This is a genomic window from Halorussus sp. MSC15.2, assembly GCF_010747475.1.
GTDB lineage: Archaea > Halobacteriota > Halobacteria > Halobacteriales > Haladaptataceae > Halorussus.
On sequence record NZ_VSLZ01000001.1, the window covers coordinates 1,051,840 to 1,071,785 of the forward strand.

At 67.5% G+C, this 19,946-nt stretch carries 20 protein-coding genes; 7 read left to right on the forward strand and 13 right to left on the reverse strand.

The annotated features are described in order from the left end of the window. The first annotated feature begins 12 nt into the window (after nt 1-12). A complete protein-coding gene (locus FXF75_RS05525; protein WP_163520512.1) occupies nt 13-714 on the forward strand; it encodes a DUF4013 domain-containing protein in 702 nt (233 codons plus the stop codon). A gap of 43 nt (nt 715-757) precedes the next feature. Next, on the forward strand, nt 758-1,825 hold the full coding sequence (locus FXF75_RS05530; RefSeq protein WP_163520514.1) for an mRNA surveillance protein pelota: 1,068 nt from the start codon (nt 758-760) through the stop codon (nt 1,823-1,825). A gap of 344 nt (nt 1,826-2,169) precedes the next feature. On the opposite strand, the gene FXF75_RS05535 is transcribed toward FXF75_RS05530, so the two are convergent. From FXF75_RS05535 to FXF75_RS05545, 4 genes are all read right to left on the reverse strand, one after another. Continuing rightward, entirely contained in the window at nt 2,170-2,838 is a 669-nt protein-coding gene (locus FXF75_RS05535) for an alpha/beta hydrolase (protein ID WP_163520516.1), read from the reverse strand. Beyond that, nucleotides 2,838-2,972 carry a hypothetical protein gene (locus FXF75_RS23025; RefSeq protein ID WP_275897378.1) on the reverse strand — a complete coding sequence of 45 codons (135 nt, stop codon included), beginning with the start codon at nt 2,970-2,972 and terminating at the stop codon, nt 2,838-2,840. Before FXF75_RS23025 ends, FXF75_RS05535 begins: the two co-directional genes overlap by 1 nt. 136 nt (nt 2,973-3,108) lie before the next feature. Further along, entirely contained in the window at nt 3,109-3,948 is an 840-nt protein-coding gene (locus FXF75_RS05540; protein ID WP_163520518.1) for a 3-keto-5-aminohexanoate cleavage protein, read from the reverse strand. 2 nt (nt 3,949-3,950) lie between these two features. Then, nucleotides 3,951-4,190 (reverse strand): hypothetical protein, encoded by a 240-nt coding sequence (locus FXF75_RS05545; protein ID WP_163520520.1) that lies wholly within the window; start codon nt 4,188-4,190, stop codon nt 3,951-3,953. Nucleotides 4,191-4,296: 106 nt separating this feature from the next. Here FXF75_RS05545 and FXF75_RS05550 point away from each other — a divergent pair, with 106 nt between their 5' ends. Then, nucleotides 4,297-4,617, forward strand: a complete 321-nt coding sequence (locus tag FXF75_RS05550) for a hypothetical protein (RefSeq protein ID WP_163520522.1) — start codon at nt 4,297-4,299, stop codon at nt 4,615-4,617. A 23-nt stretch (nt 4,618-4,640) separates the two neighbouring features. On the opposite strand, the gene FXF75_RS05555 is transcribed toward FXF75_RS05550, so the two are convergent. Beyond that, the gene (locus tag FXF75_RS05555; RefSeq protein WP_163520524.1) at nt 4,641-5,450 is read right to left on the reverse strand and encodes an SDR family NAD(P)-dependent oxidoreductase; all 810 of its coding nucleotides are present in this window, start codon (nt 5,448-5,450) and stop codon (nt 4,641-4,643) included. Nucleotides 5,451-5,631: 181 nt separating this feature from the next. Beyond that, complete coding sequence (locus FXF75_RS05560) at nt 5,632-6,330, reverse strand: type 1 glutamine amidotransferase domain-containing protein (RefSeq protein ID WP_163520526.1); 699 nt, start codon at nt 6,328-6,330, stop codon at nt 5,632-5,634. Nucleotides 6,331-6,540: 210 nt separating this feature from the next. Between FXF75_RS05560 and FXF75_RS05565 the strand changes: the two genes are divergently transcribed. Then, nucleotides 6,541-7,650 carry an NADH:flavin oxidoreductase gene (locus FXF75_RS05565; RefSeq protein WP_163520528.1) on the forward strand — a complete coding sequence of 370 codons (1,110 nt, stop codon included), beginning with the start codon at nt 6,541-6,543 and terminating at the stop codon, nt 7,648-7,650. A 246-nt stretch (nt 7,651-7,896) separates the two neighbouring features. On the opposite strand, the gene FXF75_RS05570 is transcribed toward FXF75_RS05565, so the two are convergent. Further along, nucleotides 7,897-8,640, reverse strand: coding sequence for an MBL fold metallo-hydrolase (locus FXF75_RS05570; protein WP_163520530.1), 744 nt, complete (start codon nt 8,638-8,640; stop codon nt 7,897-7,899). A gap of 435 nt (nt 8,641-9,075) precedes the next feature. Here FXF75_RS05570 and FXF75_RS05575 point away from each other — a divergent pair, with 435 nt between their 5' ends. Further along, entirely contained in the window at nt 9,076-11,850 is a 2,775-nt protein-coding gene (locus FXF75_RS05575) for an ATP-dependent helicase (protein WP_163520532.1), read from the forward strand. Between the two features lie 4 nt (nt 11,851-11,854). Here the strand turns inward: FXF75_RS05575 and FXF75_RS05580 are convergent, their stop codons facing one another. The 4 genes from FXF75_RS05580 to FXF75_RS05595 form a co-directional block, all read right to left on the reverse strand. After that, nucleotides 11,855-12,232 carry a hypothetical protein gene (locus FXF75_RS05580; RefSeq protein ID WP_163520534.1) on the reverse strand — a complete coding sequence of 126 codons (378 nt, stop codon included), beginning with the start codon at nt 12,230-12,232 and terminating at the stop codon, nt 11,855-11,857. A 49-nt stretch (nt 12,233-12,281) separates the two neighbouring features. Continuing rightward, nucleotides 12,282-13,544: a lactate racemase domain-containing protein gene (locus tag FXF75_RS05585; RefSeq protein ID WP_163520536.1), complete on the reverse strand. Its 1,263-nt coding sequence runs from the start codon at nt 13,542-13,544 to the stop codon at nt 12,282-12,284. Nucleotides 13,545-13,688: 144 nt separating this feature from the next. Next, nucleotides 13,689-15,005 (reverse strand): methyl-accepting chemotaxis protein, encoded by a 1,317-nt coding sequence (locus FXF75_RS05590; protein WP_163520537.1) that lies wholly within the window; start codon nt 15,003-15,005, stop codon nt 13,689-13,691. 145 nt (nt 15,006-15,150) lie between these two features. Then, the gene (locus tag FXF75_RS05595; RefSeq protein ID WP_163520539.1) at nt 15,151-16,215 is read right to left on the reverse strand and encodes a M20/M25/M40 family metallo-hydrolase; all 1,065 of its coding nucleotides are present in this window, start codon (nt 16,213-16,215) and stop codon (nt 15,151-15,153) included. Between the two features lie 190 nt (nt 16,216-16,405). On the opposite strand from FXF75_RS05595, the gene FXF75_RS05600 reads away from it, so the two are divergent. Both FXF75_RS05600 and FXF75_RS22010 read left to right on the forward strand, forming a co-directional pair. Beyond that, a complete protein-coding gene (locus FXF75_RS05600; protein WP_163520541.1) occupies nt 16,406-16,696 on the forward strand; it encodes a hypothetical protein in 291 nt (96 codons plus the stop codon). 135 nt (nt 16,697-16,831) lie between these two features. Next, on the forward strand, nt 16,832-17,131 hold the full coding sequence (locus FXF75_RS22010; protein WP_205427201.1) for a hypothetical protein: 300 nt from the start codon (nt 16,832-16,834) through the stop codon (nt 17,129-17,131). Nucleotides 17,132-17,155: 24 nt separating this feature from the next. Here the strand turns inward: FXF75_RS22010 and FXF75_RS05610 are convergent, their stop codons facing one another. Together FXF75_RS05610 and FXF75_RS05615 are read right to left on the reverse strand one after the other, a co-directional pair. Continuing rightward, nucleotides 17,156-18,958: an adenine deaminase C-terminal domain-containing protein gene (locus FXF75_RS05610; protein ID WP_163520543.1), complete on the reverse strand. Its 1,803-nt coding sequence runs from the start codon at nt 18,956-18,958 to the stop codon at nt 17,156-17,158. Continuing rightward, complete coding sequence (locus tag FXF75_RS05615) at nt 18,955-19,911, reverse strand: MBL fold metallo-hydrolase (protein ID WP_163520545.1); 957 nt, start codon at nt 19,909-19,911, stop codon at nt 18,955-18,957. Before FXF75_RS05615 ends, FXF75_RS05610 begins: the two co-directional genes overlap by 4 nt. Nucleotides 19,912-19,946: the final 35 nt, after the last annotated feature.

A 19,946-nucleotide genomic window follows, 5' to 3' on the forward strand; every position in this document is an offset into this window, starting at 1 on the left:
ACATTCTCCGCCATGTTCCGCGAGGCACTGACCTACCCGGTCCGCGGCGAGGACGTCGAGCGCCGACTCCTCGTCGGCGCGATTCTGGCCGTCGCCGCCGGACTGCTCGCTCGACTCGGCGTCCTCGCGGTGTTCGCGCTCCTCCCCGCCGTCGTGCTGGCCGGATACGCCCTGTCCGTCGTCCGGACCACCGCCGAGTCGCCCGGCGGGACGGCCGCCGCCGAGGACGCGCCGCCCGAATTTGGGGACTTCCGGGCGCTCGCGGCCGACGGCGCGCGGGCGCTCGCCGTCGGATTCGCCTATCTGCTCGTCCCCGCGGCCGCGCTCGCGGTCACGGTCGGGGGCGCTATCGGGGGTGCGAGCGCGGCCGGGCGACCCGAGTCGCTCGGACCGACGGTCTTCGTCTTCGGTGCCGGGACGGTCGTCCTCTTCTTGTCGCTCGCGTTCGCGTACCTCCTGCCCGCGGCGCTGACGGGCGTCGCTCGGACTCGGCGACTCTCGGGGGCGCTCGACCGCGGTCGCCTGCGCGCGAGCGCCGGGGACGCCGGGTACTTCGTCGTCTGGGTCGCGGCGCTGCTGGTCGGCGGTGCGGCGGTCGTCGTGCTCGCGTCGGTCGCGGCGCTCGGCCGTCTCGGCGAGGTGGTGGCGCTCGCGGGGAGTTTCTACGCGCTGGTCGCGGTCGCGCGCCTGTTCGGTCGGGCCATCTCGGGATAGCCCGACCGCAGGTCACTTATCGAACGGCCGACCACGTTGGAGTATGAGAGTGACGAACCGCCAGCGGGTCGAAGGAGGCCGTGAGCGCATCACGCTCGTCCCCGAGAGCCTCGACGACCTCTGGCACCTCACCTACGTCCTCGAACCCGGCGACTTCGTGGCCGCCGACACGACCCGGCGCATCCAGCGCAACGACGACCAGATGCGCGACACGGGCGGCGAGCGCGAACACATGCACGTCACGCTCGAAGTCGAGGACTCGGAGTTCCACAAGTTCGCCAACCGCCTGCGAGTCAGCGGCGTCATCGAGAGCGCCTCCCGCGAGGACCAACTCGGCCAGCACCACACCGTCAACGTCGAGGAGAACAAGGAGATAACCGTCGAGAAGGTCTGGAAGGCCGACCAACTCGAACGACTCGAAGAGGCCGAGGAGGCCACCGACAACCCCGACGTGGCCATCGTCACCGTCGAGGAGGGGAAGGCTCACATCCACACCGTCGCCCAGTACGGCACCGAGGAGCGCGCCGAGTTCACCGGCACCACGGGCAAGGGCGAGTACGCCCGCGGCCGGGACGAACTGTTCGCGGAACTGACGAGCGCGCTCTCCCGTCTCGACGTGGACGCCATCATCCTCGCCGGGCCGGGGTTCACCAAGCAGGACGCGCTCGACTACGTCGAGGAGGAGGCCCCCGACCTGACCGAGAAGATAACCACCGTGGACACCAGCGCGGTCGGCGACCGAGGCGTCCACGAGGTGCTGAAGCGCGGCGCGGTCGAGGAGGTCCAGAAGAACACCCGCATCGCCGAGGAGGCCGAACTCATCGACGAACTCACCAAGCGCATCGGCGAGGGCGCGAAGGTCGCCTACGGGGCCGAGCAGGTCCAGAAGGCCGCGGACTTCGGAGCCATCGAACACCTCCTGTTGCTGGACGAACGCCTGCGCGAAGAGCGGGGGCAGGAGGGCGAGTGGCCCTTCGACGTGAACGAACTCATCACGACCGTCGAGCGGAAGGGAGGCGACGTGACGGTGTTCTCCAACGAGTTCGCGCCCGGCGACCAACTCTCGGGATTCGGCGGCATCGCCGCGCTCCTGCGCTACCGACTGGAATAATTTCGTGGAACGGGAGTCGGGGGTCGGTTCGCTTCTCGGAGTTCGACGTAGCTCGGCGCGCTGGCGAGGTCGTCGTGAGGCCTGCGATTACCGTCCTCACAGGTATCGGCAGTAGCTAGCTACTACTTCACTTGAACAGAGCTAGCTATTACCGATACCGAGGAGAAACGCACAGCACCGCCTCGAACCTCCCCAACCTCCTCGCTCACTTCGTTCGCTCGTCCACCGTCAGAGCAAGCTCTGACGAGCCTTCGGTCGCTACGCTCCCGAAGACCTCGCGCGCGCTGCTCGCACGCGCCGGACAGCAAAAAGGAATATATCGACAGTTCTGAAACTCGTCTGACTCAGTCCTCGACCAAGTTCGAAACCATCCCGCGCACGTACTCCATCTCGTCCTCGTTGATGCCGTGGCCCATCCCTTCGTAGATGCGCTCCTCCACGTCACCGCCCAACTCCTCCAGCACGTCGCGGGTCTCGTGGACTCGTTCGAGCGGGATGTGAGGGTCGCTGTCGCTGCACCCGAGGAACGCCGGCGTCCCGTCCAGACTCCCGTCGTAGTCACGCGGGGTACCGTCCGGACCGATGACGCCGCCGCTGAGCGCGGCGAGTCCGCCGTACTCGCGGGCGTTGCGCGCGAGGAACTCGCTGGAGAGGCAAGCCCCCTGCGAGAAGCCGACGAACATCGTCTGGTCGGCCGCAATTCCGGCGTCGGCGACGCGCTCTCGCAGGTCGCCGAGCAGGTCGAGCGCCGACGAGAGGCTCGGTTCGTTTTGGTCGATGGGCGCGAGGAAGGAGTTGGGGTACCACGTCCGGCCCTTGGCCTGCGGCGCGAGGTACGCGACGCCCTCGGCGTCGAACTCCGAAGCCATCTCTATCATCCCCTGCGCGGTCGCGCCCCGTCCGTGGACGAACAGGACCGCGGCGTCGGCCGATTCGAGGGCCGCGCCGGCGGTCGCGACCGACTGTCCGGCGTGGGGGTCGGCGTCGCCCGCGTGGGGGTTTCGAGCCGCCATTATCTGCCCTCCGGCGGTTCGACGAACTCGCTTTCCGGAGTCTCCCCGTAGAACTCCCGGTTGCGGTCCGTGTCGGTGCAGACGTTCGTGGCGTGGTCGGCGTTCACCAGCGGTGGTGTGTCGGCGTCGGTCATGCTGTGTACTGGTAGCCGAGGCTCGGCCTTGAGCCTTGCCGGACGGAGAGGTAAGCAGGTGACACGGCTGTCACCGAGGGGTCGGGGACCGAGACTCCGGCGTCGCGGTCTGGCGGCGGAAGCGCCGACGTGCGGACTACAGCCCCAGAATGTCCCGGGCCTCGTCGGGCGTGGCCGGTTCGCGGCCGAGCGTCTCGGCGAGTCCGGCGGTCCGGGCGACCAACTGGGCGTTGCTCTCGGCGAGTTGGTCCGGCCCGTAGTAGACGTTGTCCTCGAGTCCGACCCGGACGTGGCCGCCGAGCAGGATTCCCATCGTCGTGAGCGGGAGCTGGTGGCGACCGAACCCGAGCGTGTTGAACAGCGCGCCCTCTGGCAGGTTTTCGGTCGCGTTCAGCAGGTTCCGGGGCGACGGCGGCGAGGTGGTACCGCCGCCGAAGATGAGCGTCGTATAGACGGGGTCCGCGAGGTCGCGCCGGTCCAGCAGGGCCGCGACCTCGTTGAGGTGGCCGTCGTTGAACACCTCCAGTTCGGGCTTGATGCCGCGTTCGACCATCTCGTCGTAGAGCGAGTCCACCATCCCGCGGGTGTTCTCGCTGGTGAGGTGGCGGTACCGATTCAGCGGTCCCATGTCGAGGCTGGCCATCTCCGGGGCGGGGTCGGTCCGGAGCGACTGGCGGCGCGCTTCGAGGGTCGCGCCCGTCCCGCCCGTCGAGTGCTGGATGACGAGGTTCGTGCGCGAGCGGACCGCCTCGGTGATGGCCTGAAACCGGTCGCGGTCGAACGAGCGCTCGCCGCTGTCTCGGCGGGCGTGGAGGTGGACCACGGCCGCGCCCGCCGCCTCGCACTCGGCGGCGGCCTCCCCTATCTCCTCGGGCGTCTCGGGCAGGTTCGGGTTGGCCTCCTTGCCGTGGACGCCGCCGGTGAGCGCGGCGGTGACGATGACCTTCTCGCCGTCGAGGTAGTCGTCGTACGCCATCCTCAGTCGCCTCCCCCGCCCTCGCTCTCGACTCCCTCGGGCAGGCCCTCGGCCTCGCGGTAGATTTCGCAGTCGGTCTCGTGGTCGAGACCGTACCGGCCGTTACAGATGTCGGCGCGCATCGCCTGCACGAACTCCTCGGCCGCGTTGCAGTAGGCTCTGGGCTGGGCGTCGGCCGCGTCCCCGCTTTCGGTCTCGGCTTCCAACTGCCGGTACTCCAGATACGGACAGACGTCGGGCATGCCCCAGCAGATGGGACGCCGTGGTAAAACAGTTCGGCGAGGGGTCGAACTCGCCGCGAGTCGGTCCGCCGAATCACCTACGTGCCCGTCTCGCGTAGGCGGTCCCGTGTCGCTGGGAATCGGGCACTTCGCGGCCGGGGCGGCGGGCGCGCTGGTACTCCTGCTGGTCACGGGACTCCACGAGAAGACCGCTCAGGACGGTGCTATCGCCATCGCGAGCGGGATATGGGCCATGATACCGGACATGGGACTGGTGCTGCCCGGTGTCGGCCGCACCGACGGGACGCCGCTGGCCAACCTGTTCTGGTTCCACTACTGGCTGGACACCCACCGGTTCACCGACAGCACGACCGGCAGCGCCGCGCTCGTCGGAGTGCTGATTCTCTCGGTGGTGTGGCTGGTCCTGAGCGAGGGCAACGAGGAGTAGAGTCGGGGAGAGTTCGGCCGCGGTTATTCGGCGAGTTTGCCGGGTTCGTAGACCAGCGGACTGCCCGTAATCTCGACCACCTCGCCGTCGACGAACGACGCGGCCGGACTCGCGAGGAAGCGCACGAGGTCGGCGACTTCGTCGGGCGTGCCCATGTGACGCGCCACGTTCGAACGGTCGATGTCGCGCTCGACGCCGAACATCTCTCGGACCTTGTCGGTGCCGATGAACCCGGGAGCGACCGCGTTGAGGCGGACGTCTTCGTCGGCCCACTCGGCGGCCAGCGCGCGCGTGAACGCCGAGACGCCCGACTTCGCCGCGCTGTACGGGGTCATGCCAGCCACGCCGTACTCACCCGCCATACTGCCGATGTTGACGACGGAACCGCTCGACTCCTTCAGGGCGTCGCCGAACACCTGCGTGCAGTTGTACGTGCCGGTGAGATTCACCTCGACGACCTGTCGCCACGCCTCGGGCGTCACCTCGTCGAGGGGTTCGCCGCCCGCGCCGCCCGCGTTGTTCACGAGCACGTCCACGCCGCCGAACGCGTCGTTCGTCGCCTCGGCGAGCGCTTCCACGTCCTCGCGGTCGGTCACGTCGCACTCGACCGGGTGGACCTCGCCGGAGCGGTCGCTCTCGGCGATTTCGTCGGCGACGGTCTCGACGTCTGTCAGCGTCCGGGAGCACGCCACCACGTCCGCCCCGTCGGCCGCGAACAGTTCGGTGATAGTTCGGCCGATTCCGCTGGACCCGCCGGTCACGACGGCGGTCTTTCCTTCGAGTGAAAATCGGTTCAACGCCTGCGGCGTCGTCGAGTTGTCGGTCACGTCCACTCGGTAACGCCCGTCCTCGTATCAGACCTGCGGCCCCCCGCGGACTTACCGCGAGTCGCTGAGTGCGTGAACGACTTCCCGATGGGAAGACGAGAGGTTTCGCGAGTCTCGGTCGGATGGTCCGACTGGAAACTCTGCAAACGTCGGTCCGAAGAGACGCCGAGAACCGAAAGAACGGAGTTTACGCGGTCTGCCGGACGTCGAGTTCTTCGAGCAGTGCCGCGGCCGCGGCGCGCGACGACGCCGGACCGCGGGCCGTGACGAGGTCGCCGTCCACGGTGACGCTGGCGTCGGCGTCGAGTTCCGCGTCCCAGTTGCCGCCCGCGGCCTTCACTTCGTCCTCGACCCAGTAGGGGAGTTTCCGACCGTCGGCCATCACGTCGTTGTCGTCCACGATGTCCTCCTCGAACGCATTGGGGAACCCGGTCACGTCGCGACCGTCCACGATGAACTCGCCGTCCGCGTTCCGAGCGAACCCGAGGATTCCGACCGCGTGACAGACGACCAGCGCCTTGCCGTCGTCTCCTTCGACCGCGTCGGACAGCAGTTCTCGCGCGTGGACGTCCTGATTCACGTCCCACATCGTTCCGTGTCCGCCGGGGAACACGACGACGTCGTGGTCGTCGGCGCTCGCCGCCGCCAGCGGAATCGGGTCGTTCAGTCGCTCGTCGTTCTCGTGGGCCTCTCGGACCCGCTCGGCCGTCTCCTCGGAGACGAGCGGGTTGTCGGTATCGACAGACGTCTCGTCGAGGACCGGCTTCGAACCGCTGGGCGTCGCGACGGTAACGTCGAAGCCCTCCTCGTCGAGCGTCCGAAGCGGTTCGACGCACTCTTCGCCCCAGTATCCTTCCTCAGTAACGACAAACAGTGCTGATGTCACGGTCGTTCGTTGGGTCGCCGCATCATTAAGTGGAGAGAAAGGCCGCGGTTTTGCCTATTCTAAGCAACATTCGCAGTGCGCTTCTAGCCAAGTACGGGACGTGAATCACCATAGCGGTGCTTTGTTAGTCAGAGTCAATCGGGCTGGTCGAATAGTGTTGCAAATAGGGCACAAAAGTGTTAACCGTGACCCGCCGCTACGGACGTATCCATGGAAAACGAATACGACGTTCTGTTCGACGCGTTCGACCTCGACGGTATCCACCTCGACAACCGGGTCGGGTTAGCGCCGATGACGCGAACGAGCGCGACCGCCGACGGCCGCGCCACCGAGCAGATGAAACGGTACTACGCGAAGTTCGCGCGCGGCGGTTTCTCGTTCCTCGTCACCGAGGGAACGTACCCCGACGAGACCTACAGCCAAGGGTACGACGACCAACCCGGACTCGCCAACGAGTCCCACGTCGAAGCGTGGCGGGAAGTCACCGACGCGGTTCACGACGAGGGCGCGCCCATCTTCGCGCAACTCATGCACGCCGGGGCGCTCTCGCAGGGCAACCGGTACGTCGAAGAGACGGTCGGTCCGTCCGCGGTCGAACCGAAGGGCGAACAGTTGGAACTCTACGGCGGGAGCGGCGAGTTCGCCACTCCGAAGGAGATGACGAAGGCCGAGATGGACGAGGCCCGAGAGGGGTTCGTCGAGGCCGCCCGGCGGGCCGACGAGGCCGGGTTCGACGGCGTCGAAATCCACGGCGCGAACGGTTATCTCCTCGACCAGTTCCTAACCGAGTACACGAACGAACGCGACGACGAGTACGGCGGTTCCGTCGAGAACCGAATCCGGTATCACACCGAGGTCGTCGAGGCGGTGCAGGACGCGGTCCCCGAGGAGTTCGTCGTCGGCGTCCGCATCTCCCAGAGCAAGGTCAACGACCCCGACTACCGGTGGTCCGGCGGCGAGGACGACGCCGAGGTCGTCTTCGGCGCGCTCGACGAGGCGGGCGCGGACTTCCTCCACGTCACCGAGGAGGACATCACCACGCCGGCGTTCGATTCGGGACCGACGCTCGCGGAGTTGGCCGACGAGTACGCGACCGTCCCCGTCATCGCCAACGGCGGTCTCGGCGACCCCGAGGCGGCGACGCGGGCCGTCGAGTCCCACGGGGCCGACCTCGTGGCGCAGGCGACGAGCGCACTGGCGAACCCGGACTGGCCCAACCGCGTCGCCGAGGGACGCGCGCCCGACGAGTTCGACTTCGGCGAGATACTCCAACCGGACGCGACCATCGGCGACGCCGAGGTACCGGCCGAGTCGGAGTGAGGAACTGAGTTTACAACTCGACAGTCCGCAAGTCGTCCGTCGCTGATGATTTGCGGATGCGTCTCGTTCTACAACTCGACAGTCCGCAAATCATCTGGACGCTAACTCCTCCGAACGATGTCGAGCATCAAAGCTCGACGGTTCGGAGGTCGTCAGCAATGTAGCTGATTTGCGGATGCGTCTCGTTCTACAACTCGACAGTCCGCAAATCATCTGGACGCTAACTCCTCCGAACGATGTCGAGCATCAAAGCTCGACGGTTCGGAGGTCGTCAGCGAACCGCACGTCGCCGTCGTACACCGCCTCGATGGACTTCAGCATCTCCTCGTGACGGCCCTCCGTGTGCGGGTAGAGGTGAGTCAGGAACACGCGGCCGATGTCGGTCTCCGAGGCCGCCAGCGCCTCGCCCAACTGGGTCGGCGTCGGGTGGTTGTCAACGTCCACGTCGTCCGGGAACGAGCAGTCGTGGGCCAGCACGTCGCAGCCGTCGGCGAAGTTGGCGAGACCGGTGAACGCCTCGCTGTCGCCGCTGTAGGTGAACGAATCGCCGAACCGGTACGCCAGACAGGGCAGCGAGTGGCGGGTCTCGTACCCCTCCACGTCGAACCCGGCCACCTCGAACTCGTGGGCACCGACCTCGCGCACCTGCAGGTCCACGCGACCCTTCAGGTAGTCGTGGACGTCGAGCAGGTCGTCCACCAGCGACTTCGTGCCCGAGGGACCGACGACTTCGAGGTGTTCCTCGCCCGCGAGCCACCGCGCTTTGAGCAGGGGGAGGAGGTCGGCGACGTGGTCGAGGTGGTGATGGGTGAGGAGGACCGTCGAGACGTTCTCGTAGCCCGCGCCCGACTGCTGGAGGCGGTGGAGGATGCCGCTCCCGCAGTCCACGAGGACGCGTCGGTCCGCCTCCTCGTCTTCCACGACGAGGCCGGTCTGATACCGCTCGCCGGTCGGCATCGCGCTTCCGGTGCCCAGAAACGTGACCTGCATGTTCGATTCGCGGGGCCGAACGCTGTTAATGGCTTTGGGTACTGGCTCCGCTCCGGGATTTCACCGGCCGGGACGCACCGAACCGATAGGTGCTGGTCGAACCGACGAGGACTGCACACCGACAGCTATACTATTTAAACACAACTCTTCTCGAAAGCAGAGCTAAACGTGCAGTAACAGTCGATTGACGGCCACTTATACTTTCATCGTGTGGAAAAGACTTAAATATAGATGTTGTCGAAATCTGTCCGGTAATTGTCCGCGAGGTGCCTCGGAGACGGCAGGCCGACCGATTCGACGAGTCTCGGAATATCTCGAGTCTCCTCGGACGCGCCGAAGGCGGTCGAATCGTGGAAGACCGCTCGTGGCGTCCAGTTTCACTTTCGCTCCGGCGGCCAAACCGTCTTAAGCACACGGTCCCAACGAACCGCCAAGATGGGAGCGCGCGACCTGTTGGCGCGCGGGGATTTCGACTTCGACGCCGATTCTGTCGAGGTGGACGACGCCGCCGTCCTCGAATCGCTGGAACCAGAGGTCAGGGAGTGGTGGGTCGAACAGTTCGGCGAGTACGTGCCCGACAACGGCGGCCTGTTCACGCCACCGCAGAAGGAGGCGATTCCGCTCATCAACGAGGGGACCAACGCGCTCGTCGCGTCGCCGACGGGGTCGGGCAAGACCCTCTCGGCGTTCACCGCGATTCTCAACGAGTTGTTCCGGAGAGAACGCGAGTGGGACGAGGGCTTGGACAACTCGGTTTACTGCCTCTACGTCTCGCCGCTCAAGTCGCTGGCCAACGACATCCACCGGAATCTGGAGGTGCCGCTGTCGGGCATCGCCGATAAGATGGACGGCGACCCCTCGGTCCGCCACGCTATCCGACACGGGGACACCGACGACGCGGCCCGCCGGAAGATGCTGGAGGAGACGCCTCACATCCTCAACACGACGCCCGAGACGCTGGCCATCCTGCTCAACTCCCCGAAGTTCAAGCAGAAGTTGGAGACCGTCGAGTACGTCGTCGTGGACGAGATTCACAGTCTCGCGGACGGCAAGCGGGGCACCCACCTCGCGCTGAGTCTGGAGCGACTGGAGAACATGGTCGAGTCCTCGCCGACGCGAATCGGATGCTCGGCGACGGTCGAACCGCTCTCGGACATCGCGGACTTCCTCGTCGGATGCGAGCGGTCGGCCGATGGAGCGGACGGAGACGCGCGGGAGGCGACCGTCCGAGACCGCGAAATCGTGGACACGCGGTTCGTCCGGGAGTTCGACATCGAGTTGCAGTGTCCGACCGACGACCTCATCGACACGCCCCGGGACGTGGTCAACGAACGGTTCTACGACCAACTCCACGACCTCATCTCGGACCACACCAACACCCTCGTCTTCACGAACACCCGGTCGGGGGCCGAGCGCGTCCTCCACAACCTCCGCGAGCGGTTCGCCGAGTACGACGAGGACAACTCCGGGTGCCACCACGGCAGTCTCTCGAAGGAGGCCCGCCAGTCCATCGAGGCGGACCTGAAGGACGGGAGCCTCGACGTGGTGACGACCTCCACGAGTCTGGAACTCGGCATCGACATGCCCCACATCGACCTCGTGGTGCAGGTCGGGTCCCCCAAATCGGTGGCCTCCCTGCTCCAGCGCGTCGGACGGGCGGGCCACCAGCTCGGCCAGACCGTCGCGGGCCGCGTCGTCGCGCTCGACCGCGACGAACTCGTGGAGTGCGCCGTGATGCTCAAGAAGGCCGAGGAGGGGTTCGTGGACCGGGTGTTCGTCCCCGAGGAGGCCTACGACGTGGCCGCACAGCACGTCTACGGGATGGCCATCAACGACGTGCGCCCGGAGCGGGAGGTCCGCGAGACGCTCCGGCGGGCCTACCCCTACCGGAACTTCTCGGACGACCAGTTCGAGACGCTGTTCCGCTACCTGACCTCGGACTACGAGGGACTGGAGGACAAGAACGTCTACGCCAAAATCTGGCGCGACGAGAACGACCCGCCCGACGGCGAGTACCACTACCCGGAGTTCGACGTGGGCGAACCCCTGATAGGCAAGCGCGGCAAGTTGGCGCGGGTCATCTACATGACCAACATCGGCACGATTCCGGACTCGTTCACCTGCGACGTGTTCACCCGCGGCGACAACGAGTGGGTCGGCGACCTCGACGAGTCGTATCTGGACACCCTCGAGAAGGGCGACGTGTTCGTCCTCGGGGGCCAGAACTTCGAGTTCCAGTACCGCCGGGGGTCGAAGGTGTACGCCGACCGGACGAGCGCCCGGCCGACCGTCCCCTCGTGGTTCTCCGAGCGCCTGCCGCTGTCGTACGACCTCGGCCGGTCGATTCTGGAGTTCCAAGGCGACCTGCTCGAACGCTTCGCGAAGCGCGGCAAGCCCGCGGTCCGGGTGTGGCTCAGGGAGTTCCCGCTGGACGAGAACAGCGTCCGGGCCATCGCCCGGATGTTCGACGAGCAGATTCGCTACGCCGGTCCCGAGAGCGTCAGCACCGACCGGCGACTCGCGGTCGAGGTCGAACTCGACCGCGACGAGTACGAGCGCCACTACTACGTCCACTCGAACTACGGCCGGAAGTTCAACGACGGTCTCTCGCGGGTCGTCGCCTACCGGTGCGCCAACGCCGCCAACACCAACGTCTCGGTCGCGGTCGCCGACCACGGGTTCACGATTTCGATGCCGCTGAACCGGAAGGTGGACGTGGCCGAGATTCTGCGCGACGTCGACCCCGGGGAGGTCCGCAGCGACCTCCGGGCCGCGCTCGAGGGGACCGAACTCCTCCAGCGGTACTTCCGCATCAACGCCACGCGGTCGCTGATGATTCTGAAGCGGTACAAGGGCTACGAGAAGTCCGCCAGCGAACAGCAGGTCTCCAGCGAGATGCTGCTGGGGTTCGCCGAGGGGCTGGAGGACTTCGCTGTCATCGAGGAGACCTACCGCGAGATAATCGAGGACAAACTCGCGGTCTCGGCCATCGAGGACGTGCTCGCCGACGTGCAGGCCGGAGACGTTGCCGTGGTCCAGAACCGCGTGGACACCCCGACGCCGAAGGCGTTCGGTCTCGCCACCCTGATGGCCAGCGACGTGGTGCTGGCCGAAGACGAGAGCGCGGTTCTGCAGGAGTTCCACGACCGCGTGCTGGAGGAAATCGGCGACGAGTACGGGAACGCGGGCGGGGCGTCGGCCGCGAAGTAGCCGCTCACTCTCGGAATCGGCGGACGGTCTCGATGCTGGTCGGGACGAGCAGCGACCCGCCGAGCAGACCGAACCCGCCGACGACCAGCAGACCGCCCGCTTCTCGAACCGGCAGAACCGTCGCGAGGACGACCAGCGCCTCCACCAGTCGTCCGGCGTCTACGAGACCGGACAGCAGTTCGAGCGTCCCGACCGCGACCAGCGCGATGCCGACACCGGACACGAACAGCGAGACCGCGACGCCGTCACGGACCGCCAGCGACGCGAGGTCGTCGTCGCACGGCACCGCCACGAACCGCGGGGAGACGTATCGCCACAGGACGCCCGCTGCGACGAACGCGACGCCCATCGCGGCCACGAACGCGACGATACGTAATAGCATGCTTCGCACGTCGAACGACGGCGATAAAAATCCTCTGTCACTCGACTTGTCACTTCGAGACGAGCAGCGTGTCCAGCGCGTCCGGGACCACCAGCACGTCGCTGCCCGGTTCTATCGCGTCTTCGACCGACTCGCGGGCGTGCATCAGGCAGTCCTCCACGACCGCGGGCGACTCGCTGTTCGTGACGAACACGTCGTACTCCCGGAGGACCCGCGCCACGACGAACGCGCGCTGTGCGCCGGGTTCGTAGCCCCGCCGCATCTCCTCGTACAGTTGCTCGGCGCTCTCCGCCCCGCTCAGTCGGTCGTAGAACCGACGCTCGCCCGTGCCCTCGCCCGCGCCCTCCTGCAGGCGCGCGGGCACGACGATGCGGCCGCTCGCGTTCGAGGCGCGGCGCGCCTCGCTACGCAACGGGTCGAAGTCGCCGAGCGCGATATACGTCGCGGCCCGCGTCGTCTGGTAGAGGTTGGCGTCTTTGGGCGCACCGACGCCCGCGACGACGGCGTCGTATCGCTCGGACAGCGGAACGGAGATGTTTCGCCGACAGAGTTCTGCGAGGTCGCGAACCACGGCGCGGTGGTCGCCAGCGCTCGCGCCCAGAATCCCCGCCGGGCCGTGCGTGACGTTCAGACAGAAGTCGAGACCGATGCGGTCGCCCGCCCGGTTCAGCGTCTCGCGGAAGGGGTTGCCCTCGGTGCGGCCCAACCGGACGCCCGACTCGGCGAGCATCGCCGGACCGTGGGTGTATCGGATGAGGGACTCGCCGCCAGCGCCGATTACCGGCGTCTTCGCGCCGCCGGAGAATCCGGCGTACTGGTGGGGTTCGACCATCCCGGTCGAGACCACCGCGTCGGCGTCGGCGACGGTCGGATTGAGTTCGACGGGGACGCGCTCGCCGTCCGGTCCCTCGACCTCGGCGACGACTTCGGCCGCCTCGGCGTCGTGATTCTCCGCGAGGTCGGCGTACTCCCCGAGCGCCGTCCGCAACTCGTCGTCGGTCATCGGCCGGTGGAGTCCGAGACCCACGACGACGGCGATTCGGTCACGCTCGACGCCCGCCTCCCGGAGGTCCGCGACCAGCAGGTCGAGGAGCACGTCGTCGGGCGTCGCGCGGGTCACGTCGGTCACGACGATGGCCACCTCATCGTCGGCGTCCACGCGTTCGCGGAGCGGCGGCCCGTGGGGGTCGGCCATCGCCGATTCGGCGGCGTCTCGGGGGTCCACCGGGTCGCCGCCCGGCGGTTCGGCGACCGTCACGTCGCAGTCTGGCAGCGACACCTCGACGGCGGTGTCGCCGTAGGGAACTCTCATACGGAGGGGTACGCGGGGTCGGAACGTAAATCGTCGCTCCGCGGTACCGCCTCTCGTCGGTCCGCCTCGTTCGGTTATCTGTCCGCTTCGGTCGGTCGTCGGTCCACTACACTGGGTCCTCGAATTACTGCATCGCGTCCCGAACTACTCCACCACGTCCTCGATGGACGCTTCGAGCGACTCGATGCTCTCGGCGATGTCCCGGACCATCGCGGTCTGCTCCTCGTTGGCGGCCGCGATGCCCTCGACGGCGTCGGACACGTCCCCGGCCTGCCCAACCACCGTGTCGGTCATGCTCGCTATCTCTTCGGCGCTCGCGGCCTGCTCCTCCGTGGTCTCGGCGATTTCGCTGACGCCGGTGTCGGTCTGCTGGACGGCCGCCACGATGTCCTGCTGGTTCTCGACCACCGACCTGATGTCGGCGGCGGCCTCGTCGAGTTGCTCGTCGTTCTCCGATATCTTCTCGACCGTGTCGTGGGTCGTCTCGCGCACGTCTTCGACCATCGACTCGATTTCGTCCACCCGGTCTTTCGACTGCTCGGCGAGTTCCTTTATCTCGTTCGCCACGACGGCGAACCCGTCGCCGCTCCCGTCCGACCGCGCCGCTTCGATGTTCGCGTTCAGCGCGAGGAGGTTGGTCTGCTCGGCGATGTCGTCGATGACCTCGACGACTTCGTCGATTTCGTCCACGCGGTCTTCGAGGCTCTCGGCGTCGGCGACGACCTCCTCGGACTTCTCGGCGACTGCGTCGACGGTTTCGAGCGTCCGCTCCGCGCTCTCGGCCGACTCCTCGGCGGACGCCTTCGCCTCGGCGCTCTGCCTGCTCACCTCGTCGGCGCTCGACGCTATCTCTTCGACCGTCGCGCTCAGCGAGGACACCTCCGACTGCACCTGCTGGAGGTTGGTCTCCTGCTCGCGCGCGAGGTCGCTGACCTCCCGTGAGTCCTCGGAGACGTCGGCGGTCGAGTCGCGGAGTTCGTCCACCGCGGTCTCGACCTCGTCGGTCATCCGCTCTTGGAGGTCCCGAATCGTCTCGCGCTGTTCGACGAGTTCGGTGACGCGGGTGAGCACCTCCACCGCGCCCACGACGTCGCCCGCGGAATCCGTAACTGGCACGCCGAGCGCCCGGGCGTGCGCCCGGTCGCCGTCGGCGGTCGCCGCCGAGCGAATCGTCTCCTCGCGGACGACCTCCCCGGTCCGAACCACCGTCTCGGCCAGCGTCTCGTCCTCCCCCTCGGTCCCGAAGACGTCGTAGGCGTGCTTCCCGACGACCTCCTCTGCCGGGTACCCCGTCATCTCCACGACGGCGGCGTTCCACCGCGTGATGTGTCCGGTCTCGTCCACGACGAACGCGGGTTCGGGCAACTGTTCCACGAGTTGCTCGAACGCGCCTCGCCAGAAGTCGCCCGCGTCGGTGTCGGTACTCGGTCCGAATCGTTCGGGGGTGTCGTTGACAGCCATCTGTGAGATTCCTCGTGAGACCAACGTTTCGAGAGGGGGTATATATCGTATTCGAAGCCAGAAACCCCAGATGCATCTGACAGATGTTAATTAAAATGATAAAATGCTAAAACGCTGGACCTATCGGAAGACGTCGGAGAACTGGTCAGATATCGACCGCGAAGGACTCGCGACCCGACGACTCCGCCGCGAACGCCGCCAGTAGGTCGGCCGCGGCGTCGAGGTCGTCGGTGTCGATGACTTCGACCGGCGTGTGCATGTAGCGGTTCGGGAGGCCGAGATTCAGCGACGGGATGCCGCCCTGCGAGGTGTAGAAGGCGTCGGCGTCGGTGCCGGTGGAGCGTCCCGACGCCTGCAACTGGACCGGGAGGTCGGCGTCCGCGGCCGCGTCGCGGACCGCTCGAACGACTTCCGGGTGGTTCGAGGACCCGCGGGCGACGACCGGTCCCTCGCCGAGTTCGACCTCGCCGTGCTGGTCCGACTCGTCGCTCACGTCCGGACTGTCCACCGCGTGAGTCACGTCCACCGCGACCGCGGCGTCCACCGGGAGGTCGAACCCGACCATCTTCGCGCCCTGCTTGCCGAGTTCCTCCTGTACGGTGCTGACCGCGTACACCGTCGCGTCCGTGTCGGACTCCGCGGCGCGGCGCGCCGCCTCCGCGGCGACCCAGATGCCGACGCGGTTGTCCATCCCGCGGGCCGCCATCCGAGTCCCCTGCAACTCCCGAACCGGGGTATCGAAGGTGATTGGGTCGCCAACGTCCACGAGTTCGCGGGCCTCGGTCTCGGTCTCCGCTCCGATATCCACGTGCTGTTCGGCGACGTCTTCGATTTCGTCGTCCTCGGCGTCGCGGAGGTGAATGGCGGTCTGGCCGACCACGCCCCGCACCACGCCGTCGTCGGTGTGAATCTCGACGTGCTGGCCCTTCGTGACGGTGCGGTCGGTGCCGCCGATTCGCGAGAGGTGGACGTACCCGTCCTCGTCCACGCTGTTGACCATCATGCCGATTTCGTCGGCGTGTCCGGTGAACGCGACCGCGGGGTCGTCCCCGTCTACGACGGCCACGGCGTTGCCGTACTCGTCGGTTCGTACCTCGTCGGCGAACGACGAGACGTACTCGACCCAGACTCGTTGCACGTCGGTCTCGAATCCGGCCGGACTCGGTGTCGTGAGCAAATCGTCAAGGAACTCGCGGTGTGATTGGTCCATACGCAGAAAAAACGACCGCGTCTAATGAAACTTCTACTTCCGGCAGGTCGGCGTGGGTCGCTCGTCGGTGAGACGACGTGCGAACCTCGCGTCTGCCGTCGGCGTCAGGGAACCGACAGAAACCGAGTGCGCGGAGTCGTCTCTTCTAATCGCCCCAACCGCTAAGTCCGTTCTCGGCGACTGTCCGGACATGGGTGTTCTCGAAATCCACTTCCACGACTCGGAGTTCCGCCTGTCGCTGAACCCCGGTACCGACCGCGAGCGGACGCTCTCGCTCGGGTCGCGCGGTGACTCCGGGTCGAGTACCCGCGGCGGTACGAGCGGGCGACCAGCCATCGCGTCGAAACTCCGGTCGTTCGGGGTCCTCGCGCTCGTCGTCGGCGCGGGCGTCGCGTACAACCGAATCCAGTCGCGGCGGGCGAGGGAGGCCGCCGCGGAACGCGACTCGGGTCGGCGCTTCCCGCGGATTCGGTCGCGGTGACGTTCTCCCGTTCGGCCGCGGAGTCCGAGCGCGGGGGCCGGTCGGCGTCGGCAATCGTCTCGGAGAGACCTGCCACCGGCGTCGGACGAGACCAGCCCACACACTTTTCGCCGGAAACGTCGAACTCCGTCCGTGATGTCCGAGCGCACGTACTCCGTCTACCTCATCGAACGCCACGGCGAACAGGGCGGCAAGCGAGAAGTCACGTCTCCGGTTCAGGGTCACGAACTGGAGTTCTACGACAGCGGCGTGTGGTTGAACCGCGAGACCGGACGGAACTTCTTCCCCTACCGGCAGATTCGGACCATCCGGGAGCATCCCGAGGGGACCCCGACCGAGAGCCAGAGTGAGACCTCCCAAGAGGGCGAGAGCGGTAGCGGTAACCGGACCGCCGAGGGAGGCGACGGCGGTGCGGAGGAAGAGATGCTGGAGTGAAATCGGCGACGACCCGCCGAGCGGTCAGGGCGTCAGGCCGACGACCCGCCGGTTCAGGATGTCGGCGTAGCCCGAGAACGACAGTTTCAGCGACGGCACGCCCGCGAACGCCAGCGTCTGGAGCGTGAGCATGGGCCGGTCGCCGTCCGCGCCGAGTCGCCTGAGCGCCGAGTCCACCGCGTCGTAGAGTTTCGCGGTCTCCTCGACTTCGAGGTCCGCGCAGACCCCCGCGACTCTGGTGGGAAGTTCCGCGACGACGTCGCCGTCCTCGACCACGGCCCACCCGCCGCCCGTCTCCGCGACGTGGCCGACCGCGGTCCGCATGTCGGCGTCGTTCGCCCCGACCGCGAGGACACCGGGGGTCTCCCAGACGACGCTGGTGGCGACCGCGCCGGCATCGAGACCGAACCCCGTCAGGAAGCCGGTGAACCCGCCCGCTCCTCCGGAGTCGGCCGACTCCGACGACCCGTCAGAGCGTCGCTCCGCCACGTCGCCCCTCGGATGCCTGTCGAGCAGGGTCGCCTTGAGGACGTCGGCGTCGGGGTCCGCGACCAGTTCGTCGCCCTCGACCGGCGGGGAGACCGTCGTCTCGCCGGAGAGCAGGCCGCGCTGGCACTCGATGGCCCGGACCTCGCCGCTCGCCCCCTCGTCTCCGCCGCTGGCCGCGTCGGCGGGCACACGGAACTGCTCGGGGTCGGGCGAGACGTTCACCGAGTCGTAGAACCGGTCGGGGTACTCGTGGTTCCGTGGGGCGACCGTGGACTCGCCCTTGTTGTAGACGACCTCCCCGCCGCTGACGACCGTGGTGACGTTCACCTCGTCGAGGTCGTCGATGAGGACGATGTCGGCGACGCTGCCGGGCGAGAGCGACCCGACGCCCTCGTCGTCGAGACCGAAGTGGCGGGCGGGGTTGAGCGTCGCCATCCGGATGGCGTCGGCGGGGTCGACGCCCTCCTCGATGGCCCGCCGGACCACGGCGTCCATGTACCCCTCGTCGATGAGTTCCCGGGGCCACATCCCGTCCGAGGAGAGCGAGAGTTCCGCGGTCGGCACCTCGGCGTAGGCGTCGCCTATCGCCGCCATGTCGTCGCGAATCGACCCGTAACGCCCGATGGCGTGGACGCCGTTCTCGACGCGCGTCACGACGTCCTCGCCCGAGATGGCCTCGTGGTCGTCGTCGATTATCGTTGCGAAGGCGGCGAACTTCTCGCCCGAGCAGCCGGCGGCGTGGCCCGAGACGGTCTTGCCCTCGGCGTCGGCGCGCTGGTAGAGCAGTTCCGCCGGCGTGTCCCGGCCCACGGCGTGAATCCAGTCGGTCTCGCCGACGCCCACGACGCGGTCGTCTGCCAGCAGGTCCGCGAGCGCCTCGGCGTCCTCGTCGTCGGCCCGCCGCGGTTCGAAGGTGTCGAGCAGGGGTTGAGGCGGCACGACCGCTCGCACGCGGACCGGGAGGTAAGACGTGGCGGCGAGGAACTGTTCGACGCCCTCCGCGCCGAACGCAGGACCGTACCCCGTGACCTCCGAGACGACCGTGGTCGTGCCGCCCTCGATGGCGTAGTGATACGCGTTCTCGAACGTCTGGTGGAGGTCGAGGTGGGTGTGGGCGTCCACGAACCCCGGCGCGACGACCCGATTCCCGGCGGTGACGACCCGCGTGTCCTCGCCGACGACAGGAGATGCGTCCTCGGGGAGCGCGGCGACTCTGTCGTCCACCACGACCACGTCTCGGGACTGGAACTCGCCCATCTCCGGCAGGCAGACTCGGCCGCCCGTGACGACGAGGTCGGCGTCCGCCTCGCCGAGCGCGACCGACTGGAGGTCGTTCACTCGGCCACCTCCCAGACGACGACGCCGCCCTGCTCGCGGGCGTCCACTTCGCCGCGCTCGTCCAGCACGTCGAGGTGGCCCACCGCCTCGCTCATCCCGGAGAAGTACTCGGTGGCGGGCAGGTCGGCGAACAGTTCGTTCATCACCTCGACCGCGGTGGTCGGGCCGCCCGCGACGATTTCCTTCACGTTCCGGGTGCGCTCCTCGTGGGACTCCAGCACCTCGCCGATGCGCTCGCTCGGACGGTCTATCTCCTCGCGGTGGCCCGGGAGGAAGCGGTCGAAGTCGCGCTCCCGGAGGTCGGCCAGCGAGCGGTTGAACGCCGGGAGGACGCGCGGACGCTCGCCGCCCTCTTCCAAGGGGGGTTGCAGGAGCGGGTTCGGCGTGATTTCGCTCAGTACGTGGTCGCCGACGACGGCGTGGTCCTCGCCGTCGTCGGTCTGGTAGGTGAAGATGGTCTCGCCGGGCGCGTGGCCCTGTACCGCCTCGGCAGTGACGTCGGTCCCGGCGACTTCCACGGTCTCGCCGTCACCGAGCGTCCGGTCGGTCTCGACGCCGGGCGCGACTCTGAGGAACGACTCGGGGAGGTCGGTCACGGTCTCGGCGGTCGAGCGGGCCATCCCGTGACGCTCGAAGAACGAAACGAAGTACGACTGCTCGTAGTCGAGTCTGGTCTCGAAGTCGGCGACGATTTCGGCGGTCGTGGGGCTGGCGACGACTCGCGCGCCCGCCTCGCGGAGGCGACTCGCCAGTCCGAAGTGGTCGGGGTGGGGGTGGGTAATCAACACTCGCTCGATGTCGGTCGGTCCCAACCCGCGCGCTTCGAGACCGTCGAGCAACGCGGCCCACGCCTCCTCGCTGCCCGGTCCGGGGTCGACGAGCGTCCGGCCGGCGAGGTAGGCGTTGACGGGGCCGACCTGAAACGGCGTCGGTATCGAAAGCCGCCTGAACATACGCCCACTGTTGCCCCCTGCCGATAAACAGTTTG

What these genes read in the sequence shown, in the direction of transcription:
- FXF75_RS23025 (WP_275897378.1), bottom strand. Translation starts at nt 2,972, where the DNA reads ATGACCGACGCCGACACACCACCGCTGGTGAACGCCGACCACGCCACG.
- FXF75_RS05540 (WP_163520518.1), bottom strand. Translation starts at nt 3,948, where the DNA reads ATGGCGTACGACGACTACCTCGACGGCGAGAAGGTCATCGTCACCGCC.
- FXF75_RS05595 (WP_163520539.1), bottom strand. Translation starts at nt 16,215, where the DNA reads ATGGACCAATCACACCGCGAGTTCCTTGACGATTTGCTCACGACACCG.
- FXF75_RS05535 (WP_163520516.1), bottom strand. Translation starts at nt 2,838, where the DNA reads ATGGCGGCTCGAAACCCCCACGCGGGCGACGCCGACCCCCACGCCGGA.
- FXF75_RS05545 (WP_163520520.1), bottom strand. Translation starts at nt 4,190, where the DNA reads ATGCCCGACGTCTGTCCGTATCTGGAGTACCGGCAGTTGGAAGCCGAG.
- FXF75_RS05580 (WP_163520534.1), bottom strand. Translation starts at nt 12,232, where the DNA reads ATGCTATTACGTATCGTCGCGTTCGTGGCCGCGATGGGCGTCGCGTTC.
- FXF75_RS05530 (WP_163520514.1), top strand. Translation starts at nt 758, where the DNA reads ATGAGAGTGACGAACCGCCAGCGGGTCGAAGGAGGCCGTGAGCGCATC.
- FXF75_RS22010 (WP_205427201.1), top strand. Translation starts at nt 16,832, where the DNA reads ATGTCCGAGCGCACGTACTCCGTCTACCTCATCGAACGCCACGGCGAA.
- FXF75_RS05600 (WP_163520541.1), top strand. Translation starts at nt 16,406, where the DNA reads ATGGGTGTTCTCGAAATCCACTTCCACGACTCGGAGTTCCGCCTGTCG.
- FXF75_RS05590 (WP_163520537.1), bottom strand. Translation starts at nt 15,005, where the DNA reads ATGGCTGTCAACGACACCCCCGAACGATTCGGACCGAGTACCGACACC.
- FXF75_RS05565 (WP_163520528.1), top strand. Translation starts at nt 6,541, where the DNA reads ATGGAAAACGAATACGACGTTCTGTTCGACGCGTTCGACCTCGACGGT.
- FXF75_RS05570 (WP_163520530.1), bottom strand. Translation starts at nt 8,640, where the DNA reads ATGCAGGTCACGTTTCTGGGCACCGGAAGCGCGATGCCGACCGGCGAG.
- FXF75_RS05585 (WP_163520536.1), bottom strand. Translation starts at nt 13,544, where the DNA reads ATGAGAGTTCCCTACGGCGACACCGCCGTCGAGGTGTCGCTGCCAGAC.
- FXF75_RS05615 (WP_163520545.1), bottom strand. Translation starts at nt 19,911, where the DNA reads ATGTTCAGGCGGCTTTCGATACCGACGCCGTTTCAGGTCGGCCCCGTC.
- FXF75_RS05575 (WP_163520532.1), top strand. Translation starts at nt 9,076, where the DNA reads ATGGGAGCGCGCGACCTGTTGGCGCGCGGGGATTTCGACTTCGACGCC.
- FXF75_RS05525 (WP_163520512.1), top strand. Translation starts at nt 13, where the DNA reads ATGTTCCGCGAGGCACTGACCTACCCGGTCCGCGGCGAGGACGTCGAG.